Source organism: Rheinheimera sp., assembly GCF_036782235.1.
In the GTDB taxonomy this organism is placed as follows: domain Bacteria; phylum Pseudomonadota; class Gammaproteobacteria; order Enterobacterales; family Alteromonadaceae; genus Pararheinheimera.
Map to the genome: position 1 here is coordinate 14,756 of NZ_DAIPZL010000013.1, position 22,132 is coordinate 36,887.

22 protein-coding genes are annotated in these 22,132 nt (G+C 48.0%); 8 read left to right on the forward strand and 14 right to left on the reverse strand.

Annotated elements, in window-relative coordinates; genetic code table 11:
• Nucleotides 1-381: 381 nt before the first annotated feature.
• From V7P87_RS13480 to V7P87_RS13505, 6 genes are all read left to right on the forward strand, one after another.
• On the forward strand, nucleotides 382-1,650 hold the full coding sequence (locus V7P87_RS13480; RefSeq protein WP_333797894.1) for a hypothetical protein: 1,269 nt from the start codon (nucleotides 382-384) through the stop codon (nucleotides 1,648-1,650).
• Nucleotides 1,651-2,020: 370 nt separating this feature from the next.
• Nucleotides 2,021-3,016, forward strand: coding sequence for a tRNA dihydrouridine synthase DusB (gene dusB / locus V7P87_RS13485; RefSeq protein ID WP_333797895.1), 996 nt, complete (start codon nucleotides 2,021-2,023; stop codon nucleotides 3,014-3,016).
• Nucleotides 3,009-3,299, forward strand: a complete 291-nt coding sequence (gene fis / locus V7P87_RS13490; RefSeq protein ID WP_008897208.1) for a DNA-binding transcriptional regulator Fis — start codon at nucleotides 3,009-3,011, stop codon at nucleotides 3,297-3,299. The genes dusB and fis overlap by 8 nt, the downstream gene beginning before the upstream one ends.
• A 229-nt stretch (nucleotides 3,300-3,528) precedes the next feature.
• A complete protein-coding gene (gene purH / locus V7P87_RS13495) occupies nucleotides 3,529-5,115 on the forward strand; it encodes a bifunctional phosphoribosylaminoimidazolecarboxamide formyltransferase/IMP cyclohydrolase (protein WP_333797896.1) in 1,587 nt (528 codons plus the stop codon).
• 134 nt (nucleotides 5,116-5,249) lie between these two features.
• Complete coding sequence (locus V7P87_RS13500) at nucleotides 5,250-5,585, forward strand: DUF4144 family protein (protein ID WP_333797897.1); 336 nt, start codon at nucleotides 5,250-5,252, stop codon at nucleotides 5,583-5,585.
• 20 nt (nucleotides 5,586-5,605) lie between these two features.
• Nucleotides 5,606-6,031 (forward strand): hypothetical protein, encoded by a 426-nt coding sequence (locus V7P87_RS13505; protein ID WP_333797898.1) that lies wholly within the window; start codon nucleotides 5,606-5,608, stop codon nucleotides 6,029-6,031.
• Between the two features lie 9 nt (nucleotides 6,032-6,040).
• On the opposite strand, the gene V7P87_RS13510 is transcribed toward V7P87_RS13505, so the two are convergent.
• Complete coding sequence (locus tag V7P87_RS13510; protein ID WP_333797899.1) at nucleotides 6,041-7,780, reverse strand: potassium/proton antiporter; 1,740 nt, start codon at nucleotides 7,778-7,780, stop codon at nucleotides 6,041-6,043.
• 465 nt (nucleotides 7,781-8,245) lie between these two features.
• Between V7P87_RS13510 and suhB the strand changes: the two genes are divergently transcribed.
• Nucleotides 8,246-9,049 (forward strand): inositol-1-monophosphatase, encoded by an 804-nt coding sequence (gene suhB, locus V7P87_RS13515; RefSeq protein ID WP_260655802.1) that lies wholly within the window; start codon nucleotides 8,246-8,248, stop codon nucleotides 9,047-9,049.
• A gap of 70 nt (nucleotides 9,050-9,119) precedes the next feature.
• Here suhB and V7P87_RS13520 read toward each other — a convergent pair whose 3' ends face one another.
• The 9 genes from V7P87_RS13520 to queA all read right to left on the reverse strand — a co-directional run bounded on the left by V7P87_RS13520 (nucleotide 9,120) and on the right by queA (nucleotide 17,595).
• Nucleotides 9,120-9,542, reverse strand: a complete 423-nt coding sequence (locus V7P87_RS13520; protein WP_296294451.1) for an Hsp20/alpha crystallin family protein — start codon at nucleotides 9,540-9,542, stop codon at nucleotides 9,120-9,122.
• A 194-nt stretch (nucleotides 9,543-9,736) separates the two neighbouring features.
• Nucleotides 9,737-10,981 (reverse strand): hypothetical protein, encoded by a 1,245-nt coding sequence (locus tag V7P87_RS13525; RefSeq protein ID WP_333797900.1) that lies wholly within the window; start codon nucleotides 10,979-10,981, stop codon nucleotides 9,737-9,739.
• Between the two features lie 27 nt (nucleotides 10,982-11,008).
• Nucleotides 11,009-11,320, reverse strand: coding sequence for a phosphate ABC transporter substrate-binding protein (locus V7P87_RS13530; RefSeq protein WP_333797901.1), 312 nt, complete (start codon nucleotides 11,318-11,320; stop codon nucleotides 11,009-11,011).
• A 329-nt stretch (nucleotides 11,321-11,649) separates the two neighbouring features.
• Nucleotides 11,650-12,024 carry a rhodanese-like domain-containing protein gene (locus tag V7P87_RS13535; RefSeq protein ID WP_333797902.1) on the reverse strand — a complete coding sequence of 125 codons (375 nt, stop codon included), beginning with the start codon at nucleotides 12,022-12,024 and terminating at the stop codon, nucleotides 11,650-11,652.
• Nucleotides 12,025-12,077: 53 nt separating this feature from the next.
• Entirely contained in the window at nucleotides 12,078-13,019 is a 942-nt protein-coding gene (gene secF, locus V7P87_RS13540; RefSeq protein WP_333797903.1) for a protein translocase subunit SecF, read from the reverse strand.
• A 10-nt stretch (nucleotides 13,020-13,029) separates the two neighbouring features.
• A complete protein-coding gene (gene secD, locus V7P87_RS13545; RefSeq protein ID WP_333797904.1) occupies nucleotides 13,030-14,880 on the reverse strand; it encodes a protein translocase subunit SecD in 1,851 nt (616 codons plus the stop codon).
• Between the two features lie 28 nt (nucleotides 14,881-14,908).
• Entirely contained in the window at nucleotides 14,909-15,247 is a 339-nt protein-coding gene (gene yajC / locus V7P87_RS13550) for a preprotein translocase subunit YajC (protein ID WP_333797905.1), read from the reverse strand.
• A 32-nt stretch (nucleotides 15,248-15,279) separates the two neighbouring features.
• Nucleotides 15,280-16,428 carry a tRNA guanosine(34) transglycosylase Tgt gene (tgt, locus tag V7P87_RS13555; RefSeq protein WP_333797906.1) on the reverse strand — a complete coding sequence of 383 codons (1,149 nt, stop codon included), beginning with the start codon at nucleotides 16,426-16,428 and terminating at the stop codon, nucleotides 15,280-15,282.
• A 132-nt stretch (nucleotides 16,429-16,560) separates the two neighbouring features.
• Nucleotides 16,561-17,595, reverse strand: coding sequence for a tRNA preQ1(34) S-adenosylmethionine ribosyltransferase-isomerase QueA (gene queA, locus V7P87_RS13560; RefSeq protein WP_333797907.1), 1,035 nt, complete (start codon nucleotides 17,593-17,595; stop codon nucleotides 16,561-16,563).
• A gap of 228 nt (nucleotides 17,596-17,823) precedes the next feature.
• On the opposite strand from queA, the gene V7P87_RS13565 reads away from it, so the two are divergent.
• Nucleotides 17,824-18,048 (forward strand): hypothetical protein, encoded by a 225-nt coding sequence (locus V7P87_RS13565; RefSeq protein ID WP_333797908.1) that lies wholly within the window; start codon nucleotides 17,824-17,826, stop codon nucleotides 18,046-18,048.
• Nucleotides 18,049-18,115: 67 nt separating this feature from the next.
• Here the strand turns inward: V7P87_RS13565 and V7P87_RS13570 are convergent, their stop codons facing one another.
• From V7P87_RS13570 to phoU, 4 genes are all read right to left on the reverse strand, one after another.
• The gene (locus tag V7P87_RS13570; RefSeq protein WP_333797909.1) at nucleotides 18,116-19,027 is read right to left on the reverse strand and encodes a LysR substrate-binding domain-containing protein; all 912 of its coding nucleotides are present in this window, start codon (nucleotides 19,025-19,027) and stop codon (nucleotides 18,116-18,118) included.
• 193 nt (nucleotides 19,028-19,220) lie between these two features.
• The gene (locus V7P87_RS13575; RefSeq protein ID WP_333797910.1) at nucleotides 19,221-20,492 is read right to left on the reverse strand and encodes an inorganic phosphate transporter; all 1,272 of its coding nucleotides are present in this window, start codon (nucleotides 20,490-20,492) and stop codon (nucleotides 19,221-19,223) included.
• Between the two features lie 19 nt (nucleotides 20,493-20,511).
• Nucleotides 20,512-21,186: a TIGR00153 family protein gene (locus tag V7P87_RS13580; RefSeq protein ID WP_333797911.1), complete on the reverse strand. Its 675-nt coding sequence runs from the start codon at nucleotides 21,184-21,186 to the stop codon at nucleotides 20,512-20,514.
• 210 nt (nucleotides 21,187-21,396) lie between these two features.
• Nucleotides 21,397-22,107: a phosphate signaling complex protein PhoU gene (phoU, locus tag V7P87_RS13585; protein ID WP_260655788.1), complete on the reverse strand. Its 711-nt coding sequence runs from the start codon at nucleotides 22,105-22,107 to the stop codon at nucleotides 21,397-21,399.
• Between the last annotated feature and the right edge of the window lie 25 nt (nucleotides 22,108-22,132).

A 22,132-nucleotide genomic window follows, 5' to 3' on the forward strand; every position in this document is an offset into this window, starting at 1 on the left:
CTCAACTACACAACTGCGTACCGAAATCACAGCGTAACTGTTCAGACTGCCAGACCTTATTGATGGCAGTCATCAGAGTCCGCGCCACTGCTGTGTGGGCCCCAGCTGATTTATCAGACTCCGTTTTATAGCCACAACAACACCGCTTTAATACATCTGCGTCACTCGTACTGCACCAGAGAAAGCCGGCACAGGCTGCACAACCAATCTTTCGCTGAGATAGCCGTTATATCAGGCTGTGCCAATCCCGCTATTACCAAGCAGCAAAACAAAGGCGGCTAAGGTTGATTTGCGCCCAAGTGCGTATTTTTGTCTTTAAAACAATATTCAGTGGCGCAATATCGTTATAATATAACATCTCTTTAATCAGGGAGATGAATTGTGTCCAAAGTTTTTTTCCAGCCTGCAAGCCTTGCCACTGTAATGCTGCTTGGCCTCTTCGGTTGTGACTCTTCAACACACAGCAATGAAGGCAAAGCACAACCCGAACATCCTCAACATAAAATAGACAGCCAGGGGCTGTTGGTGCTTAGTAGCAGTGGCAACAACCTGGTTTATGTTTATGATATTAAACATAAAAAAATGCTGACCTCATTTGACAGCAAAAAGCCGGTGCATAGCATTTATGCCAGCCCCAACCAACGTTATGCTGTATTGCTGCAGCGCAATGACCATCAGATCAGCTTTATCGATGGTGGTTTATATCAGGAAGATCATGCAGATCATCTGCACGATTATCAGCAAGCACCTGCGCTTAGCAGCTTTGTGCTCAAAGGCATTGCCCCCACCCACTATGAAGTGCATGGCAATCAGGCCGCTATCTTTTTTGATGGTGCCGCAGCCCCCATGCAAGCTGCCAGCGTCACCATTCTGACCGACGCTAACATTGCAGCTGCTAAAACCAGCGCCAGTCTGACCCTGCCACTGAATATGCACGGCACGGCAGAACCGAGGGGTTCGCATTTGTTAACCACCTACCGGCCGGCCGACGCCGCCAATACCTTGCCGACCCAGGTGGAATGGTATCAGCAGGAAGGCAACAGTTTTAAGCTCAAAGAGCGGTTTAGCGAACAATGCCCCGGACTGCATGGCAGTTATTCGGTCAAAGACTACAGCCTGTTTGGCTGTATTGACGGTGTGCTGGTTGTACAACAAAAAGCCGATGAACTCAGTGCAGTAAAACTGGCCAATCCTGCGGGCATGACAGGCCGGATCGGTACCCTGACTGGCCATAAAAACCTGACACAGGTAATTGGTTTTGCCGGACAGGACATGTATCTGATCGATCCGGTGAGCCTCACCATGCAAAAACTGGACTGGCGCCAGGGTGGCACTCAAACCAGGGTTAGCTACGCCATGTCGTCCGACGGCGACTATTTTGTGCAACTCGACAACAGTGGTGCTGTCACTATCCAGCAAGTCGCCACAGGTTATAGCATCAAAGCCAAACTGGCATTGTTGAACAATATCGACAGCAGCAACCCGCCGGTAATTGCGGTGAATGGTCAGAATGACGACATCTTTATTACTGATCCGGCCAATAAACAGCTGTTGCAGCTTGATTTAACCAGTCTGGCGGTGAGCAAACTGCCGCTTGAGGTAACCCCGGCCAAAATGACCTGGCTTGGCATCCGCCAACCAGCCCCTTAACACTCAGTTGCCCTGATCACCACATCATCAGGGCACACCATTTTCATCACTCATGTTCCTGGGAGATGACTTGGGCACCTGCTTGCAGGTGCTCTTTTTTATCAAGCTGTGGCCGATAACAGCCGCCTGGTTCAGATGCAACAGGTCAAAGTGCTGCTGCAAAAAACAACAGCAATACAATTATCTGATTTTATTAAAGCCTGTTTTGCTGTGTTCCCTATTTTGTTGAGTCTAATTTTCAGCCGTTTAGCGATTGTCAACCCGCCAAAGGCCAATAAATTTGCATTTTTGTTTAAATAATAGCCTTTGCTTTGTGTGCAAAAATCCGTAAACTTAGCGCCCCTTCGGGGTAGAGCCTAGGGATATAGCGGTGCGCATCGGTCCATACCAATTATCGAACAATGTGATTTGTGCTCCGATGGCTGGAGTCACGGATTACACTTTTCGTGAGCTTTGCCGTCGGTTTGGCGCAGGTTTAGCTGTGTCAGAAATGATGTCGAGTAATCCTTTGGTGTGGCAAAGCGAAAAATCGCTAAATCGGATGACACATGGTGATGAGTCTGGCATTCGTTCAGTACAAATTGCCGGTGCCGATCCAGATCAGATGGCCCAAGCTGCGGTGTTTAATGTTGAACACGGCGCCCAAATCATCGACATCAATATGGGATGTCCGGCGAAAAAAGTGAACAAAAAACTGGCGGGTTCGGCGCTGTTACAGTATCCGGATCTTGTTGAGAAAATTGTTCAGGCCGTGGTCAAGGCTGTATCAGTTCCGGTCACGCTGAAAATCCGCACCGGCTGGGACACCGATAACCGCAATGGCGTGCAAATAGCACGGATAGCGGAAGATAACGGCATTCAATGTCTGGCGGTTCATGGCCGAACCAAAGCCTGTATGTATAAAGGAGAAGCGGAGTACGACACCATCCGCGCTATCAAACAGGCAGTGTCGATCCCGGTGATCGCCAACGGTGACATCACGTCACCGCAAAAAGCCAGGTTTGTGCTGGATTACACCGGTGCTGACGCCATCATGATTGGGCGGGCAGCACAGGGCCGGCCCTGGATTTTTCGGGAAGTGGTTCATTACCTGACCACAGGGGAATTGTTGGCAGCACCCGACTTGCAGCAAGTCAGGGATATTATGCTGGAACACGTCAAAGGCTTACACCAGCTGTATGGTGAAGTGCTTGGCCCGCGTATCGCCCGCAAACATGTGGGGTGGTATCTGGCCGAACATGATGCCGAAGGCGCGTTTCGCAGTGAATTTAACGGCATCGAGCAGCAACAACCGCAGCTTGATGCTCTGTGGACCTATTTCGAACAACTAGCAGCAACTAACGTAAAGAGACCTGGTAATGTTTAATCAAAACGTGACTTCGCCATTTATCACCAACGCCCATGTACAGACTCAGGAAAAACCGCAGCCTTTAAGTAACGCGGTACAAAAAGCGGTGGCGAACTACCTGCAACAGTTAAACGGTCAGGACGTCAACGACCTGTACGAACTGGTGTTGTCAGAGCTGGAAAAACCGTTACTGGAAGAAGTAATGAAATATACCCGCGGTAATCAGACCCGCGCCGCCAATCTGATGGGCATCAACCGCGGCACGCTGCGCAAGAAGCTGAAACAATACGGCATGAGCTAATGCCCCCGCGGGAGGAGTCCCGCCAGAAAGCACCTTCGGGTGCTTTTTTGTTTCTGGCGCCCGGCAAATTGCTGCACCGGCACCACAAACAAGGTTCTGCAGCTGAAGCCCGATTTTCCGGTTTTGCTTAAAGCCGACAAATACGCCGGAAGTCCGCACAGTCAGAACAGCTCACAGAGCAGAATTTATTTATCCCTTGTTTAGCGAAGATACTAAAGAGAGAACCGATATGACCTCAGCTCGTCCAATCCGTCGCGCACTACTCAGTGTTTCTGACAAAACTGGCATTGTTGAATTTGCCCGCGCTTTAGCGGCGCAAGGTGTGGAACTGTTATCTACCGGTGGTACTGCCAAGCTGCTGGCAGAGCAAAACATTCCTGTAATTGAAGTCTCTGACTACACAGGTCATCCGGAAATTATGGATGGCCGTGTCAAAACCCTGCACCCTAAAGTGCATGGCGGTATCTTAGCGCGCCGTGGCCAGGACGAAGCTGTGATGGCGGCCAACAACATCAACGCCATTGATTTGGTGGTGGTGAATCTGTACCCCTTCGCCAGCACTGTTGCCAAAGCCGGTTGCACCCTGGAAGATGCGGTAGAAAATATTGATATCGGCGGCCCGACTATGGTGCGTGCTGCAGCAAAAAACCACGCTGATGTGACTATTGTGGTGAATGCTGCTGATTACGACAAAGTACTGGCTGAAATGGCGGCCAACCAGGGCGCCACCACACACGCCACCCGTTTTAGCTTAGCCATCAGCGCTTTTGAACATACTGCGCAATACGATGGCATGATTGCCAACTATTTTGGCGCCATGCTGCCGGCCTATGACACAGTAGATGCTCAACCAAGTAAATTCCCGCGTACTTTTAACAGCCAGTTTGTGAAAAAACAGGATTTACGTTATGGCGAAAACAGCCATCAGCAAGCTGCTTTTTATGTAGAACACAATATTCAGGAAGCCTCAGTTGCAAGCGCCACTCAGCTGCAAGGCAAAGAGCTGTCTTACAACAATATCGCCGACACAGACGCAGCCCTTGAGTGTGTCAAAGAATTTGCTGAACCTGCCTGTGTGATCGTCAAACACGCCAACCCTTGTGGTGTGGCTATTGGCAACGACATCCTTAGCGCTTACAACCGCGCTTATCAGACAGATCCAACCTCAGCCTTTGGCGGCATTATTGCTTTTAACCGCGAGTTAGATGCAGTGACAGCTGAAGCTATTGTCAGCCGTCAGTTTGTGGAAGTGATTATTGCGCCAACAGCAACCAGTGAAGCTGCTGAAATTATTTCGAAAAAACCAAATGTACGTTTATTGGTCTGTGGTCAGTGGTCTGATAAAACAACAGGTTTTGATATTAAACGTGTCAACGGTGGTGTATTGGTGCAAGACCGTGACCAGAAGATGGTTGGATTAGACGATTTAAAAGTCGTATCAAAGCGTCAGCCAACAGCAGATGAACTGCGTGATTTGTTGTTCTGCTGGAAAGTGGCCAAGTACGTCAAATCCAACGCTATTGTGTATGCCAAAGACTCAATGACCATTGGTGTTGGCGCAGGCCAGATGAGCCGTGTGTACAGCGCAAAAATTGCCGGTATTAAAGCTGCCGACGAAAACCTGGAAGTCAAAGGTTCAGTGATGGCTTCTGATGCGTTTTTCCCGTTCCGCGATGGCATTGACGCTGCTGCTGCTGCCGGCATTAAAGCCGTGATCCAGCCAGGTGGTTCTATGCGCGACGCAGAAGTGATTGCAGCAGCAGATGAACATGATATTGCCATGGTGTTTACCGGCGTACGTCATTTCCGTCATTAATCGGTTCCTGACAATACAACGGCAGCTGTGGCTGCCGTTTTTTTTGCTGCTGATCTGTGTTTCTAATGCCAGGTCATTGGCTGGTGATGTGCTGTGATACACAATCTTGCTGCAATAAACTCAGGACAACAAAAATGCGACTACCCGAAATACAGCCCGAGTTTCCGCTGCTCCTTAGTTATCAGGGACAGCAGGAAGCGGAACTGATCAAGGATAAGCAAATGCTGGAACAGCTGCTGCAACAACCATTGCATCTGCTGCCAGATACAGACCGTTTGATTGATAGTGTGGGTCGGGTATACCGGCTGAATGCAAAACATCAGCTTTATCTAAGCGATGAGCAGCTTGATTTATCAGAGGTTATCAGTTTGATCCAACAACATTTTTTTGCTTTGGCACAAAGTTGTGTTGTAAAAATACAAACAACGGATATTCGTTCAGCCTTGTTATTGCTGGCTGGATCGGATTGAACAAACAACAAAGGAAAGTTATGAAACAAAAGTTAGGATATTTGCTCAGTGCACTTGGCCTTAGTGCTTTTTATCAATTGCTGCTGATGTTCACTGTGGGTTATACCCTTGCCGCCCAAAAACCGGATTGGTGGCCTGTTGGTCTTGTTGCTTCAACGGATGGTTTATTCGCCTGGATGCATCTGGCCCATGGTTTTGGTGTGTTATTGGCAGCTTTGGTGATTGCTTGGTTGATTCAGCGCTTTTTCCGACCCAACTGGCTGAGTTTAAGTTGTTGCTCAACTTTGTTGCCATTGATTTTTATGACCCCACCCTTTGGGCAGGAGCATTATTTACAGTCCGGTTTATTGTGGTCCGGTTTACTGGATACCGCTAAATTTTTGTTATTACCGCCTTTTTGCTGCTGGGTGATGGTTAAACGCCAGCAGCTTTATGGCAGCAACTAAATCCCTGCTTTAGACAAGAGTTGTATTGGCAGGCTCTGGTAACGCCTTCACACCAATACGGCTGATGTCAGCCCCCTGTAATTCAGCCACTGTCCACAGCATACCAGACCAGCTGACGGTATCGCCAACCACCAGCTTGCCACCATGTTTGCGGGCGATAAATTCGTTCAGCAGCACACAATCACCACACTCACTCAGATCCAGACTGTAGAACATGGCTAAATCATCCAGTCTGGCTGAGCCATCAAGCATAAAGTCACCAAAAAACTCAAAGTCAAAGTTGCGTTGTGGTGTTTCACTGAACATACGGCCAAGTACAGGCAAATCGGCATCATGTCCGATAATACAAAGTACATCACCGGCCATCAGTTTAGAACTGCCCGAAGGGTGCAGCAGCACATTGTCACGGAATAACGCCACAATACGGGTGTTATCAGGCATATTTAAACTACGAAGTTCATGACCGATACACCATTTTTCCTCGTTCAGTTTATATACAAACAGCTCCCACTGACTGGCCAGCGCAATTTCAATACCGGCACGGGAAATGGGTGTAGGCATGGCAGGCACCACCACTTTGGCTTTACGTGCGGCAAAACCCAGCGTGGTGCCCTGCAGTAATAACGACACCAATACAATAAAAAACGCCACATTAAAAAACAGCTGGGCATTGGGTAAACCTGCCATCAGTGGAAATACCGCCAAAATTACCGGCACGGCACCACGCAGGCCAACCCAGGAAATAAAACTGCGCTCTTTAAAGCTAAAACCGCGAAACGGCAATAAACCGATAAATACCGAGAGCGGCCTCGCGAATAAAATCATCCAAAGCGACAACAACAAAGCCGGTACCGCGATTGGCAATAATTCACTGGGTGTCAGCAATAAGCCCAGCACCAGAAACATGCCTATCTGACTGAGCCAGGCGAGGCCATCAAACATATGTAAAATGCCGTGCCTGTTACGGATAGGCTGGTTGCCGAGCACCAAACCACAGACATAAACAGTAAGAATACCACTGCCGCCAATAGCACCAGACAAAGCATACAGAATAATACCGCCACTGACCGCCAGCAGCGGGTATAAACCATCAGCGATATGAATACGGTTAATCAGCTTTAGCAAAAACCAGCCACCAGCCAGGCCCAGTAAAATACCGATACCAAACTGCTGTACCAAACTCACCAACACAGTCCACTCAAAAGCGGTTTGACCGCTGACCAACATGGCAATTAAGGTAACAGTTAAAAACATCGCCATCGGGTCGTTACTACCAGACTCTATTTCAAGGGTTGCCCCCACCCGCTCGTTTAAACCTTTGCCGTTTAACAGGTTAAATACCACAGCAGCGTCGGTAGAACCGACAATAGCGCCTATTAATAAACCTTCCAACAGCTCCAAATTAAACAACCAGGCCGCGGCAATACCGGTTAAACCTGCGGTCAGTACCACCCCCACAGTTGCCAGCGACAACGAAGGCCAAAGCGCAACCCGGAAACTGCGGGCGTTGGTGCGCATACCACCGTCGAGCAAAATCACCGCCAGCGCCAGGTTACTGACCAGATAGGCCAGGCTGTAATCATCAAACTTAATGCCACCTGGACCGTCAACACCGGCAATCATGCCCACCGATAAAAAAATAACCAGAATAGGCACACCAATTTTGCTGGCCACCGAACTCACCATAATGCTGGCCGCGACCAGAAATGCGCCAATCAGCAACATCTGATTGATGGTAACTGCATCCAATATAAACCTCCGGCTGCCAACAGGGTGAATCTAGCTTTAACACTAAAATAGTGACGAATAACGACAAATTCAATTAAAAACTATCAAACCACAAATACTTGAAATATTTCACTTTAAAAACAATAGCTTAAAAAAATAAAATACAGAGCTAATTAATTAATAACATTGTACAAAAACCAACTTAATCTAAAGTGAATTTAGTTTTAATGTGCTTATTGACACAAGTTTGCAAAATTTCCCAGTAAACTGTTTTCATGGCAGAAATACTTCATCTAATCTTCGTCTGTGCCGGATGCTCTACCGCAAGAACCATCGGCGTTTGCCGCTTATTGGGGGCATGCTGCCAGCAGCCTTCGGAATTCGGGAACAGGATCTGAACACACAAAATTCAGCTGTACATTTGCGTTTGAGCCGATATAATACGCGCCGCTCTTTTGACTGTTCTTTATACAATAAGGTAATCCTATGCACCCGATGTTAAACATCGCTGTTCGTGCTGCGCGTAGCGCAGGCAATATTATCGCCCGGGCCTGTGGTCAACTGGACATGGTTCAGACCACTCAAAAAGGTACCAATGACTTTGTCACCAACGTAGATAAAGAAGCCGAACAGGCCATAGTGCAGATTTTGCGTAAGTCCTACCCTGACCACGATATCATCGCGGAAGAAGGTGGCGAATACAGCAACAACAATAGTGATTACCAGTGGATCATCGACCCGCTCGATGGCACCGCCAACTTTATCAAAGGCATTCCTCATTTTGCAGTTTCCATTGCTTTGCGTTACCGCGGCAAGCTGGAACAGGCCGTTATTTTTGACCCGCTGCGTGGTGAAGTATTTACCGCCAGCCGTGGTGCCGGTGCTCAGCTCAATGGTCGTCGTATCCGTGTCAGCAATGCCACTGATTTAGGCGGTACTATTCTGGCGACAGGTTTTCCGTTTAAGCACAAACATCATTTAGACGCTTATACCGAAACCTTTAAAACCTTTTTTACCACAGCAGCAGATGTACGCCGTACCGGCTCAGCCGCTCTGGATCTGGCTTATGTTGCAGCCGGTCGTTTAGACGGTTTCTGGGAAATTGGCTTAAAGCCATGGGACACAGCTGCAGGCGAATTACTGGTGCGTGAAGCCGGTGGTCTGGTCAGCGATTTTGTCGGTGGCAATAACCAAATGAAAAGCGGCAATATTGTGGCAGGTAACCCTAAAGTGCTGGCTGCGATGCTTAAAGGCATGCGTCCGCATCTGACCGACTCTTTAATGAAATAATCCTCTGTTTTTTATGTAAAAAGCCCCGCAATTGCGGGGCTTTTTGTTGCCGTATTTGCGAGCCTAAGTTTTAACTGATCTGGATCTTGCGGCTTTGCTGCTCGGGCTCAGCTTTTTTCGGTGCTTTAATCGACAAAATGCCGTCGGTAAAACTGGCGCTGATATCGGATTCATGCACCGTATTGCCCACAGTAAAACTGCGCTGAATACGGCCATAACGGCGCTCCTGCCGGATAATTTTGCCATCTTTTTCTTCTTTATCTTCCTGCTTTACTTCTGCTTCCAGCGTCAACACGCCCTGCTGCAGGCTGATATGAATATCTTCTTTTTTTACACCCGGCAGCTCAGCGCTGATCAGGTAATGGTCTTTGTTGTCCTTAATATCTACCTTCGGCGCAAAGAACTGATTCTGCTCAGATTTCCAGGCCGTTGGCGCAAAAAAGTTATCAAACAGCGAATCAAGATCAGGAAAATTACGCGGGATCAGGCTCATACGTTGCTCCTTTTTCAACTAAATTTCAGCATGGTGACTTACAGCAAAAAAAGTGTAGCCAAGCCAACAACAGCAGCTTTAATACAGATCAAATTTTTGGATGTTTTTTAGTCAGAGATTCAATCAGCATGCAGAGCAGTGCATCGTGGCGGGTAGCAAAGTTGCCGGCAGCAAAGTGCCGGCAACCGCTTTTATCAGAACACAAAATCCAGGGCTACACTAAACAGCCTGGCGTCATTGTGATAACTAAAGTCGTACCAGGGCAGACGATCGCCACTATCTTGGAAGTCGTCATACTGCACTTTTAAACTGGCATTCGGATGGAAGTTATATTTAAGCCCGACTGTAACCATGCGGTGCTCTTCCGCCTCCCCGGTGCCAAATCCCTGGTAATCCTCAGTGATTTTTAACAACGCCTGCGACATGCCAATATAGGGCTGCCACACATCATGGTTGTAGATGGCGGTCAGCAGGTAGGTTGGAAAACGCGAGCCATAACCGTCGTCGTACATCACGTAGTTGTAGTCAAACAACAGCGTGACATGGGTGAAATTAAAGGAGCCACTGGCACCAAAAAAGTCGAGGTCAAACTCAGTCAAAGGCGATGCACCGGAGCGAATAGGCGTACCATCCGGATTTGTGCGCCTTTCCACCACCTGATCCGTCACGCCGTCACCATCAAGATCAAGTTCATCAAAAAACATCACGTCGGCGAAGGTTTCATAAAAGGTGCGGAAATAAGATAAACGCAAATCTATCCAGTCGTTGCTGGCTGCCAGATTGGCGCCCATAATTTTGCTCCAGGTCACATCCGCAGTACCGGCAATATAGGTGCCTTCAGGCGGAAAATAATAACCGCCCCTGTTGCGCCAGAAATCATGGGATTTAATGTTTTTCTGGGTTTCATGGCCAACAAAACCACTCAGGCTGAAATTCCAGTCTTCTACCATAAAGTCTTTCACCAGGGTGGCACCATTAAACTGGGTAATTTCCCACCAGTATAAATTGGCTGGTGGACGCACCCAGGGGTAAGCAAAGCCCACTTCCATATACTCAGAAAAATAATACATCGGCAAATTACGCCGGCCGAGCATCAGGTATAAATCATCGGAAAAACGGTAGGTGGCATAAAGCCAATCGATATCCGGTGAAAAATCATCAGCACCTTTAGCCACCAGCTGGGCGGTAAAAGTCAGATTTTCCATCACATCCATCCGCGCTTGCAGCGCTATCATCGACTCAGGTTCCATCGACCATTCATTCTGGTAAAAAGCATAATCATAAAAATCCACCGGGAACTCGACCTCACCTGTTGGATCCGGGTCACCACCCAGGGTTTTGCCCACCACCAGCGAGCCGTAACCGCTCCACTGAATATCAGCAACAGCAGCTCCCATGGTGCAAAGCAGCACCAGCACAGCACCAAGCCATGTTTTCATAACAGTTCCTCGCTCAGTAATTAGCGACTAATAGGTAGCAACAACTTTGACTGCAGCAGTGACTTTACTGGCGTCAACAAAACCTATGGTGGCGGGATTGTCAGACACCAGCTGGATCATTTCATCGCTACTGACTTCACGGGGTGGCGTGCCTTTGCCGGTAAAGGTCAGTTTTGACCAATAAGCTTTCAGCTGAGCATCGGTTTTACTCAACACCTTGGTATTAAATTCAGAGCGGCTGGCTTCAGATTCCACCACCACCAGCGGGATCGCCTGCTTGCCGTCACTAAAACTACGTTGTTTACCGAGAAACAAGGCTTTGATGTCTGAGTCTGACACTGAGGCCGCATTATTTGGGTGAACTATCAGGGCTATGTCTGCCTGCGAAAAGGCTGAAACGAAAGGGCACAACAAGATAAAACACAAGACTTTTTTCTGCATATGAACCTCTGCACCTGGATTAAAGCATCCTTCGGGAGTTGTTCATTCCTTTGATAAAGCCAAGTCTAGCCGCTATCGGCCGAATTACCAGAAGGTAGCGCTAGAGCCGCCATAGCTGGCAGCTCAGCAGTAGAACAGCCTAACTTGAGTTCAAAGCAACTTCGCCAGAGAGCTTTATCAAGAACAGCAGGAAAAGCAGGCCAACATTAACTGCTGGCCCTGCTGATTTAACTGGCGGGTTTTTCCAGTGTTAAACCTTTGGCCACCCAGGCACTGTAACCTCCGGCCAGGCTCAGCACATGCTGATAACCCATTTGCTGCAGCGCATCGGCTGCCAGTGCAGAGCGATACCCCCCCCCACAATACAGCACCATGGTTTGCTGTTTGTCCTGCACCACCTGTTCAATATCACGTTCGATAATACCTTTGCCAAGATGCATGGCCTGTGGCAAATGTCCGGCCTGCCACTCGCGGTCTTCCCGCACATCAATAAGGACACAGGGTTGTTGATGCTGTAAAAATTCTTCAATACTGATTTCTTTGACCCGGCTTTTGGCTGCATTAACCAGTGCCAGAAAACCTGGGCTATGTTGTTTACTCATGTCACCTTCCTTTCGGGGCAAAAAAAAGCCAGTCATCAGACTGGCTTATTTTGTTATAAAGCAGAAGTGCCTTCACCTTCTTTTTCAATCACTGTTGGCAATAAGTCTTCACGGCTTGCACCTAAAATAACAGCAACAGAACTGGCGATATACACCGAAGAATAAGTACCAATGGCAATACCAAACAGTAACGCCGTGGCAAAACCATGGATCATAGCGCCGCCCATATAAAACAACACTATCAGCGTTAACGCCGTGGTAAAAGACGTCATGGTAGTACGACTCAGTGTTGAAGTGATTGCTTCGTTCACTGTTTCTTCCACTGTGGCATCTCGTAATTTACGGAACATTTCGCGGATACGGTCAAACACAACGATGGTATCGTTAATAGAATAACCAATCAGTGCCAGAATAGCCGCCAGTACTGTCAGATCAAATTCCAGTTGGAATACTGAAAACAGGCCAAGCGTAATGACAACGTCGTGCAGTAAAGACGCAACAGCACCTACTGAATAACGCCATTCAAACCGGGCGGCAACATAAATCATGATACCAACCAACGCGGCCAGAACGGCAAGAAAACCGTCATCTTTTAGCTCGTCACCGACCGAAGAACCCACGATATCGACTTTGCGTACTGTCACCGGTGTTTCTGCTACGGTATGAATGGCGGTCAGAATTTGTTCACCAATAGTTTTTTGCTCCACGCCTTCACGGGGGGCAATACGGATCATCACTTCCTGACTGTTGCCAAAATACTGCACCTGAGCATCTGCAAAACCACTGCTGCCAAGTGCGGTACGGACTTTATTTAAGTCGGCAGCCTGTTCAAATTTGACTTCGATCACAGTACCACCGGTAAAGTCCAACCCCAGGTTTAAGCCTTGGGTAAACAGACTGACTAAAGACCCAAGAACCAGAAAGGTAGAAAATACCAAGGCCGGCCACTTTAACTTCATAAAGTTCAGTGCGGTTTTAAAATTAAATAGTCTCATTGCTGACTCCTTAAACCGGCAGGCTGGTGCCGCGACGCTGGCCCCAGATCATATTGACAATTAACCGGCTCACCACCACAGCAGTGAAAATAGAGGTCACAATACCCAGTGCCAGTGTCACGGCAAAACCTTTCACCGGGCCTGTACCAATGCCAAACAGGATAAGAGCGACCAACAGCGTCGTAATGTTCGAATCGGCAATAGTGGCAAAAGCACGGTTGTAACCTTCGTGAATGGCATGTGCTGCGGAACGCCCTTCGGCCAGCTCTTCGCGGATCCGCTCAAAGATCAGTACGTTAGCATCAACGGCCATACCTACAGTAAGTACAATACCGGCCATCCCAGGTAAGGTTAAAGTGGCGCCAGGTATCATCGACATCACACCAATCAGCAGCACTAAGTTGGCGGTTAACGCAATATTGGCAACCAAACCAAACCACTTGTAATAAATAACCATAAACGCCAGCACTGACAGCATGCCCCACAGAATAGCGTTCATACCTAAGTCGATGTTTTCCTGACCTAAGCTTGGGCCAACAGTGCGTTCTTCCACAATCAGAATGGGCGCAATCAAAGCACCAGCGCGTAATAATACGGCCAGGTTTTGGGCTTCACCCGGTGCATCTAAACCGGTAATACGGAAACTGCGGCCAAGGCGTGCCTGAATAGTCGCGACACTCACCACTTCTTCTTTTTTCTCCATAATGGTTTTGCCGTTGGCATCTTTTTTATCTGTTGGTTTGTACTCGATAAAAACAGTGGCCATGGCTTTGCCAATTGCATCTTTGGTCAGATTAGAGAAAGTTGAACCACCTTTGGCGTCCAGGTCGATATTCACCTGAGGCCGGCCGTTTTCGTCAAAACTGGTGTTGGCACCCACAATATGGTTACCAGTCAGCATGATGCGTTTTTGCAGCACCACAGGGTTACCGGCACGGTCATTAAATAGTTGTGAGCTTGGAGGTACCCGACCCGCCAGTGCACTTTGTACATCAGCAGTTTCATCGACCAGACGGAATTCCAGTGTGGCTGTTGCCCCTAAAATTTCTTTAGCGCGGGCTGTATCCTGAATACCAGGCAACTGCACAACAATACGTTCAGCTCCCTGGCGCTGTACCAAAGGTTCAGCCACACCAATGGCATTGACCCTGTTACGGATAATGGTAATGTTTTGTGCTACCGCATCTTCACGCAAGGCTTTGAGGCGTGCTTCGCTGAATGACACCACCAGGCTGTTGTCGTCGGCTTCGGTGTATACCATGTCAGCATCTTTTTTCGACAACACGGCTTTGGCCGCTGCCACATCTTCAGCAGTTCTGAACGCCAGCATCACACGCTGATTGACCAGATCCGGCGTGACCGAACGGTAACGCACTTTGGCTTCACGTAAGTCAGTGCGGTAAATCTGCACTAAATCGTTGATGTTTTTATCCATCGCCGTTTTCATGTCCACTTCCATCAGGAAGTGCACACCACCACGTAAGTCCAGACCCAGCTTCATCGGGGCTGCGCCTATCGCATCCAGCCAGGCTGGTGTAGCCGGTGCCATATTCAGTGCGCTTACCACTTCATCACCTAAAGCAGTCGCAACTACTTCACGGGCTTTCAGCTGGTCTTCGGTGTTGTTAAAACGGGCTAAAATCTGGCCTTTATTTAACACCACACTTTTAAAATTAATATTTTCTGCTGTCAGTGCCTGCTCAAGCACAGTCACTTTGTCAGCACTCACTTCGGCACCACGGGTACCGCTGATTTGTAACGACGGATCATTCGGGTAAATATTTGGTAGTGCGTAGATCAAAGCGACCGCAAGCACTACCACAACCGTCAGATACCGCCAGATAGAGTTCTGGTTTAACACGGATAATTCCTTGTGAAAAAAGCGGCTGTTACAGCGACTTCAGCGTGCCTTTTGGCAACACAGCAGAAATAGCGCCTTTTTGCACTGTCACTTCAGTCGTGTCGTTCAGCGCGATAATGACAAAATCTTTGTCGTCCGCAATTTTGCTGATACGACCCACTAAACCACCGCCGGTCAGCACTTCGTCCCCTTTGGCCAGCGCTGCCATCAGGTTTTTATGCTCTTTTAAACGTTTGGCTTGCGGACGGTAAATCAGGAAATAAAAAATTAAACCAAATGCCACCAGCATGATGATCATGTCTAAACCACCACCTGGCTGGCCAGTTGGTGCGGTTTGGGCGTAAGCGTTAGAAATAAATAAACTCATGGTTGTCCCCTTAAATTAAAAAACTCAGATTTTTATGCTTGTACTGTTACCGGCAAAGGTGGCAGCACATCCAGTGCCGGCACATCCTGACCACGTTTTTGGTAAAAGTCGGCCACAAAAGCATCCAGCTTACCTGCGGCTATTGCATCCCGTAAACCTTGCATCAAAATTTGATAATGCCTCAGGTTGTGAATGGTATTGAGCCTTGCACCCAGAATTTCGTTGCAACGGTCCAGATGATGTAAATATGACCGAGTGTAATTTTTACAAGTGTAACAGTCACATTCTGCGTCCAGTGGCGCCACATCGTCTTTGTATTTGGCGTTACGGATCTTCACCACGCCAGTTTGCACAAACAAATGACCGTTGCGGGCATTACGGGTTGGCATCACACAGTCGAACATATCAATACCACGGCGCACACCTTCAACTAAGTCTTCAGGTTTGCCCACCCCCATCAGATAACGCGGTTTATGCGCCGGCATTTGATCTGTGGTGTGATTGAGAATTTTGATCATTTCATGTTTAGGTTCACCCACCGACAAACCGCCGATGGCATAACCGTCAAAACCAATTTCTTCCAGCCCCTGCAACGACACATCCCGCAGGTTTGGATACATGCCCCCCTGAATAATACCAAAGAGTGCCGAAGGGTTGTCCCCATGCGCTTCTTTACTGCGTTTAGCCCAGCGCAGGCTCATTTCCATCGACTTTTTCGCTTGTTTTTCAGTGGCTGGATACGGCGTACATTCGTCAAAAATCATCACAATATCAGAGCCAAGCGCAGCCTGCACTTCCATGGATTTTTCCGGTGTTAAAAAGATTTTTTCACCATTGAGCGGAGAGCGGAAAGTCACCCCCTCTTCTTTGATTTTGCGCAGTTCACCCAGGCTAAATACCTGAAAACCACCAGAGTCGGTCAGAATAGGTTTTTGCCACTGCATAAAATCATGCAGGTCACCATGTTTTTTAATAATGTCGGTGCCAGGGCGCAGCATCAGATGAAATGTATTGCCAAGGCAAATCTGAGCGCCTGTCGCTTCCAGCTCTTCTGGCGTCATGCCTTTGACTGTGCCGTAAGTTCCCACCGGCATAAATGCCGGAGTTTCAACAACACCGCGGTCAAATACCATACGGCCACGACGGGCTTTGCCGTCTGTGGTTAATAATTCAAATTTCACAATAACCTCGTATCACCGGAAAAACAGTCCAGCGCTTGTCAAAAAACCGCCCGATTGTAGCAGAAAGAAATGCCGAACCCTACCCTTGTCACGGCCTTTTAGCCGCGACAACAGCAGAGTCAGCGGCAGGATTCAGAGAATAAGCATGGCATCGCCATAAGAGTAAAAACGATATTGCTCCTTAATGGCTGTTTGATAGGCATTCATTACAAATTCACGGGAGCTGAACGCAGATACCAGCATAATCAGCGTCGATTCTGGCAGGTGGAAATTGGTGATCAGGCCATCCACTACGGCAAACTGATAACCAGGGTAGATAAAGATCCGGGTGTCCCCACTGTAGGCTTCCAGTTCCTTGCCGTTGTTTTTGGCAATTTGTGCCGCCGACTCCAGCGACCGCACTGAAGTGGTGCCCACAGCAATCACTTTATTGCCCCGGGCTTTACAGGCTTTTACCGCGGCAACCACTTCATCCGGCACTTCGATATATTCAGCATGCATCTGATGTTCAAGCACATTGTCCACCCGCACCGGCTGAAAGGTACCAGCGCCAACATGCAGAGTCACAAAAGCAAACTCCACACCTTTGGCTTGCAGTGCTGCCAGCAAAGGTTCATCAAAATGCAGGCCAGCTGTTGGTGCAGCCACTGCGCCTGGTTTTTTGTTATAAACCGTTTGATACCTTTCGCGGTCTGCGGCGCTGTCCGGTCTGTCGATATAAGGCGGCAGCGGCATATGCCCCAGCCGTTCCAGCATGGCAAGCACAGGCTCGCTGCCTGTGACTCTGAGCTCAAACAACTCGCCCTGACGCTGCAGCATTTCCACTTCGGCGTCATTTTCCAGCAGCAATGTAGTGCCGGGTTTTGGCGCTTTACTGGCGCGGACATGGGCTAAAAAACGTCGCTCATCGAGCAGTCGTTCCACCAGCACTTCAACTTTACCTCCTGACGCTTTTTGGCCAAACAGCCTGGCCGGAATGACCCTGGTGTTGTTAAACACCAGCAAGTCACCGGGTGCAATGGCATCAAGGATATCGCTGAATTGATGATGGGATAATTCACCACTGTGCCGCTTTAACCGCAGCAGCCGGCTGGCTGAACGTTCTGGTTGTGGGAAACGGGCGATCAACTGCTCGGGCAGCTCAAAACTAAAGTCTGTTCTTAACATGGGGCTAGTCCGCTTTACTGACAAACTAAAAAAGGGGCGCCATTGTACTGAGCTTTGTCACTGAACTCAAACCGGTAGCAACATAAAATGCTGTTGCAAAATCAGGTGCAACATCAAGATTCATCGTTAAATGCTTATTTTTTGTTATTTTTATTTTTCGCACTGATAAAGCCTGACTATAATTGCCGCAGTGAAAAATACGGCAGGACGCCGCAAGAAGGAGCATAAATGGAACTTTGGTTTACGCTGTGGTTATTTGGCTGCAGTTTGTTAATTTTAAGCTGGTATTGTCATCAGCTGGCACTGGAAAAAGGTTACCCGCCCTGGCTTTTTGCCTTACTTGGCCTGGTTCCGCTGTTGAACTTCTTTTCATTGTTATTGTTGTATCTGCTACCGGACAAAAATACCCATCTGCATCAGGTGTATTTTAGTAAATACCGGCAACGCCCCTGAAGCTCTACGCTGTAAAGCAAAACCAGCATAAAGATGCTGGTTTTTTTATTTTCAGCCGTCAGATTTATCACACAGTACATTTTTTTTGCAGCACTTCGGCAATCAGTGTAGCCATCATACGGTAACTGCGGGCTTTGGTGGAGGTAGGCCGCCAGGCTACGCCTATATCGCGGTACGCACCGGCCGTCGCCGGGCTTTGACTAACCAGTTCAGTGCCGTCCAGCAAACCGCTGTTAATGGCCATTTGGGGCATAAAAGTCACCCCCAGTTTGTTGTTTACCATCTGGGTCAAGGTATGCAGACTGGTGGCAAAAAACGGATTCACTTTGCGTGAGTCTTCCAGCTCACAGGCTTTTACCGCATGATTGGTCAGACAGTGTTCCCGCTCCAGTAAAAATATACTTTCATCCGGCCACTGGCTGATATCGTTCTGAAACCCCCTATCCAGCCAGTCTTTATGCAGCACCAGCTTAAATGCATCCTGTGCCAGCACTTCAGTATGCAAAGCACCGGTTTCATAAGGCAATGCCAACAGCACCATATCCAGTCGGCCTTCGGCCAATGCGTGCAGTGAATTGTCTGAGGTGTCTTCCCGCAGCAGCAGTTGTAATTCCGGATAACGCTCGCGGCACAGCGCCATCACTTCGCTCAGCACAAAAGGTGCAATAGTTGGGATACAACCCAAGCGGAAAGGGCCAGTCATCGGCTTGCCCTGATGGCGGGCAAAATCGGTCAGCTCTTCACATTGCTCAATGATATAACGTGCCTGGCGCACTACATCCTCGCCCAGTGGGGTAAAAATAAAGGTTTTATGGTCGCGTTCCAGCAACTGCGCATTCATTGTCTCTTCCAGATTAGCAATGGCGGCACTTAAGGTAGATTGCCCTATATAACAGGCGTCGGCAGCACGACCAAAATGCTGATGTTCATGTAAAGCCAGCAGGTATTGCAGTTGTTTAATACTGGGCAATCGTTTCATCATTAAATCCGTTAAAAAGAAAGATTTTTACCTGTAATTACGATTAATTGATGCTAGTGGATAAGCGCTGGCGCAGCAAGTGAAAATTCAGATTTTGCTAAAGCAGTCACAACTGAAACTAGCAACAACACAAGAGCGGCACCTTTCAGCAATAAAAAACCCGCCGCAGCGGGTTTTTTATTTTTTTAAAAGCTTAAAGCGAGCCCATAATACCTTTGATGGTATAGAAAAATACGATGGACAGGAAAGCACCAACCGGCAAAGTCACAATCCACGATATAAAGATGTTACGGATCACCCCTAAATTTAATGCAGCAATACCACGGGCCATACCAACACCTAATACAGCACCAACCAGGGTCTGAGTGGTGGAAATAGGCAAACCTAAACCTGAAGCAATGACCACCGTACTTGCCGCTGCTATTTCAGCTGCAAAACCACGGCTTGGCGTTAAATGGGTAATATTTTCACCTATGGTCTGAATCACTTTGGCACCCAAAGTCGCCAAACCGATCACAATACCCACGGCACCTAAAGGTAAAATCCACCAATCCAGCGCGACTTTATCCAGTATTTGACCACCCGACTGGATAATACCAACCACAGCAGCCAGAGGGCCAATCGCATTGGCAACGTCATTTGAACCGTGGGCAAAGGCCATACAACAGGCGGTAAAAATCATCAGAATACCAAAGATTTTTTCCACATTAGTAAAGTGCATTTCTTTATCGGCATCCGGGTCAATCTTGAGCCGGCTAATGGCAATTTTACCAATCACAGCAACAGTGGCCGCGATCGCCAAACATAACCAGATCCCCTCAGCAGTGCTGAATTTAAGACCAACGTGTTTCAGACCTTTTGAAACTGTCACATAAGCCATAATAAAAGCGGCAAAAAACATGTAAAAAGGCACATATTTTTTGGCATTGGCCAATGGGTTTTCGGTATCAAAAATCAGCTTTTGTGCACTCATAAAAATCAAATAAGCTAGGATACCTGACAGCACAGGGGTTACCACCCAGCTGCCAACAATACCGCCCACTTCATCCCAATGCACATATTCCATGCCCACGCCTACTGAGGCAAAACCAATAATGGCGCCAACAATAGAGTGAGTGGTTGATACAGGCCAGCCAAAATAAGAAGCAACCAATAACCAGGTGCCGGCAGCCAATAAAGACGCTATCATGCCGTACACCAAAAGTTCAGGCACAGGCGCAAAAGCGGCCGCATCCACTATGCCACTGCGGATAGTGGATGTGACTTCACCACCGGCTAACCAGGCACCGGCAGCTTCAAATACTGCAGCCACAATTAAGGCTTGTTTTAAAGTTAAGGCTTTTGAACCTACTGAAGTGCCCATGGCGTTGGCGACATCATTTGCACCTACACCATAAGCCATAAAAAAGCCGAACAAAGCGGCGGCAACCAGCAAATAAAAGCCGTATTGAGACAATAATTCCATGATTTAACTACCCTGAGAATTAACGAGCTAACATGATTTCAAGACGCGAACCCACGCGCAGTGCAGTGTCGGCTAAGTCGCCTACCCACTCCAGCGTGCGGTACAGGAACATCACATCAACCGGATTTAACTCAGTTTCTGCTTTGCGGACGAACTTGCGCAGGCTCACCTGCATTTGATCGGTGTCGTGTTCAATCTCGTCGATTTTTTCGACCATTTTGATCACCAGATCGACTTCACGACCACGGAAACCCGTTTCCAGCAGCTCGTCTAACTCATTGATGGCATCACAAGCCAACGCCACCGCATCCACACAACGTTGCAGATAAGCGTGAAATTCGGCCTGAATTGGCGCCGGAATTTCCAGCTCACGGCCTAATACCCGGCCTGTGATGTCTTTGGCTTTGTTCGCAATTTTGTCTTGTTGTGACACCAGCTCCAGAATGTCGGTACGGTCCACAGGTAAAAACAAACCTCGGGGTAAGTGAATACGGATATCCCGTTTTAACTTGTCGGCGTCTTTCTCCAGCGCCACAATTGTCTTCCTGACTTCCGCTGCTTTTTCCCAGTCTTTGTTATACACAGCAGCGAAAAATGGTAATAACTGCTCGCTGGCTGTTAATACTTTGCGAATATGCTCTTCGATCGGCTTGATCGGTGATTTAGCAAAAACAGCTAAAAATGCACTTGGCATAAGTGTGCCTCTTGGTTTTTTAAATGGACGAAAGTCGGCGCGCATTGTACTGCATCAGGTGCTGAATAAAAACGAATTCTGCGCTGAAAATACAAAAGCCAGCCTGAATTTTAGTCAGAACTGGCTGCATTGCCGGTTATTTTTCTGATAGCGCCACAAGGCACTATCTATTTGTTTTTTTAACGCCTTGCTAAGCTGCAGAGATGGTGATCAGCTGCGGGCATTTTGCTCAAGACTGTCTTCGTCGCTGTGACGCACATCTTTGCCTTTGACAAAAGAAATCACGTATTCAGCCACGTTTTTACAACGATCGCCAATACGTTCCAGCGCCCGGGCCGACCAAAGCACATTCATAATTTTTGGAATAGAACGTGGGTCTTCCATCATATAAGTCATCAGCTGACGGGTGATAGCTTCATATTCACGATCGACTTTTTTATCTTCTTTATAAACAGCCAGCGCAGCTTCCACGTCCATCCGGGCAAAAGCATCCAGCACGTCATGTAACATCTGGGCAACATGGCGGCCCATGTTTTCCAGATTGACCAGTAAATCCTGTTGTGCACTGGAAAATGATTCCAGCGCCACTTTGGCAATACGCTCGGCTTCATCACCAATGCGTTCTAAGTCGGAAATGGCTTTGATAATGGCCATAATCAGTCGTAAATCGCTGGCCGCCGGCTGGCGTTTGGCGATAATACGGGTACATTCACCATCAATACGGATTTCCCATTCATTGACCTTTAAATCAGTCGCAATCACTTGCTGCGCCAGCTCTGCGTTGTTTTGGGCAATAGCGGTTAACGCATCCGACAGTTGCTGTTCAATCAAACCACCCATCGCCATAACGTGGTTGCGGATTTGTTCAATTTCTTCATTAAACTGGCTGGAAATGTGTTTTGTCAGATTCAGCTTATCCATCATCAATTCCTCTTTATCAAAGCCC

Bases quoted from the DNA above. Each gene is read 5' to 3' on its own strand.
- fis (WP_008897208.1), top strand. From the start codon at position 3,009: ATGTTTAATCAAAACGTGACTTCGCCATTTATCACCAACGCCCATGTA.
- purH (WP_333797896.1), top strand. From the start codon at position 3,529: ATGACCTCAGCTCGTCCAATCCGTCGCGCACTACTCAGTGTTTCTGAC.
- V7P87_RS13500 (WP_333797897.1), top strand. From the start codon at position 5,250: ATGCGACTACCCGAAATACAGCCCGAGTTTCCGCTGCTCCTTAGTTAT.
- V7P87_RS13505 (WP_333797898.1), top strand. From the start codon at position 5,606: ATGAAACAAAAGTTAGGATATTTGCTCAGTGCACTTGGCCTTAGTGCT.
- suhB (WP_260655802.1), top strand. From the start codon at position 8,246: ATGCACCCGATGTTAAACATCGCTGTTCGTGCTGCGCGTAGCGCAGGC.
- V7P87_RS13520 (WP_296294451.1), bottom strand. From the start codon at position 9,542: ATGAGCCTGATCCCGCGTAATTTTCCTGATCTTGATTCGCTGTTTGAT.
- V7P87_RS13525 (WP_333797900.1), bottom strand. From the start codon at position 10,981: ATGAAAACATGGCTTGGTGCTGTGCTGGTGCTGCTTTGCACCATGGGA.
- V7P87_RS13535 (WP_333797902.1), bottom strand. From the start codon at position 12,024: ATGAGTAAACAACATAGCCCAGGTTTTCTGGCACTGGTTAATGCAGCC.
- secF (WP_333797903.1), bottom strand. From the start codon at position 13,019: ATGAGACTATTTAATTTTAAAACCGCACTGAACTTTATGAAGTTAAAG.
- yajC (WP_333797905.1), bottom strand. From the start codon at position 15,247: ATGAGTTTATTTATTTCTAACGCTTACGCCCAAACCGCACCAACTGGC.
- queA (WP_333797907.1), bottom strand. From the start codon at position 17,595: ATGTTAAGAACAGACTTTAGTTTTGAGCTGCCCGAGCAGTTGATCGCC.
- V7P87_RS13565 (WP_333797908.1), top strand. From the start codon at position 17,824: ATGGAACTTTGGTTTACGCTGTGGTTATTTGGCTGCAGTTTGTTAATT.
- V7P87_RS13570 (WP_333797909.1), bottom strand. From the start codon at position 19,027: ATGAAACGATTGCCCAGTATTAAACAACTGCAATACCTGCTGGCTTTA.
- V7P87_RS13575 (WP_333797910.1), bottom strand. From the start codon at position 20,492: ATGGAATTATTGTCTCAATACGGCTTTTATTTGCTGGTTGCCGCCGCT.
- V7P87_RS13580 (WP_333797911.1), bottom strand. From the start codon at position 21,186: ATGCCAAGTGCATTTTTAGCTGTTTTTGCTAAATCACCGATCAAGCCG.
- phoU (WP_260655788.1), bottom strand. From the start codon at position 22,107: ATGGATAAGCTGAATCTGACAAAACACATTTCCAGCCAGTTTAATGAA.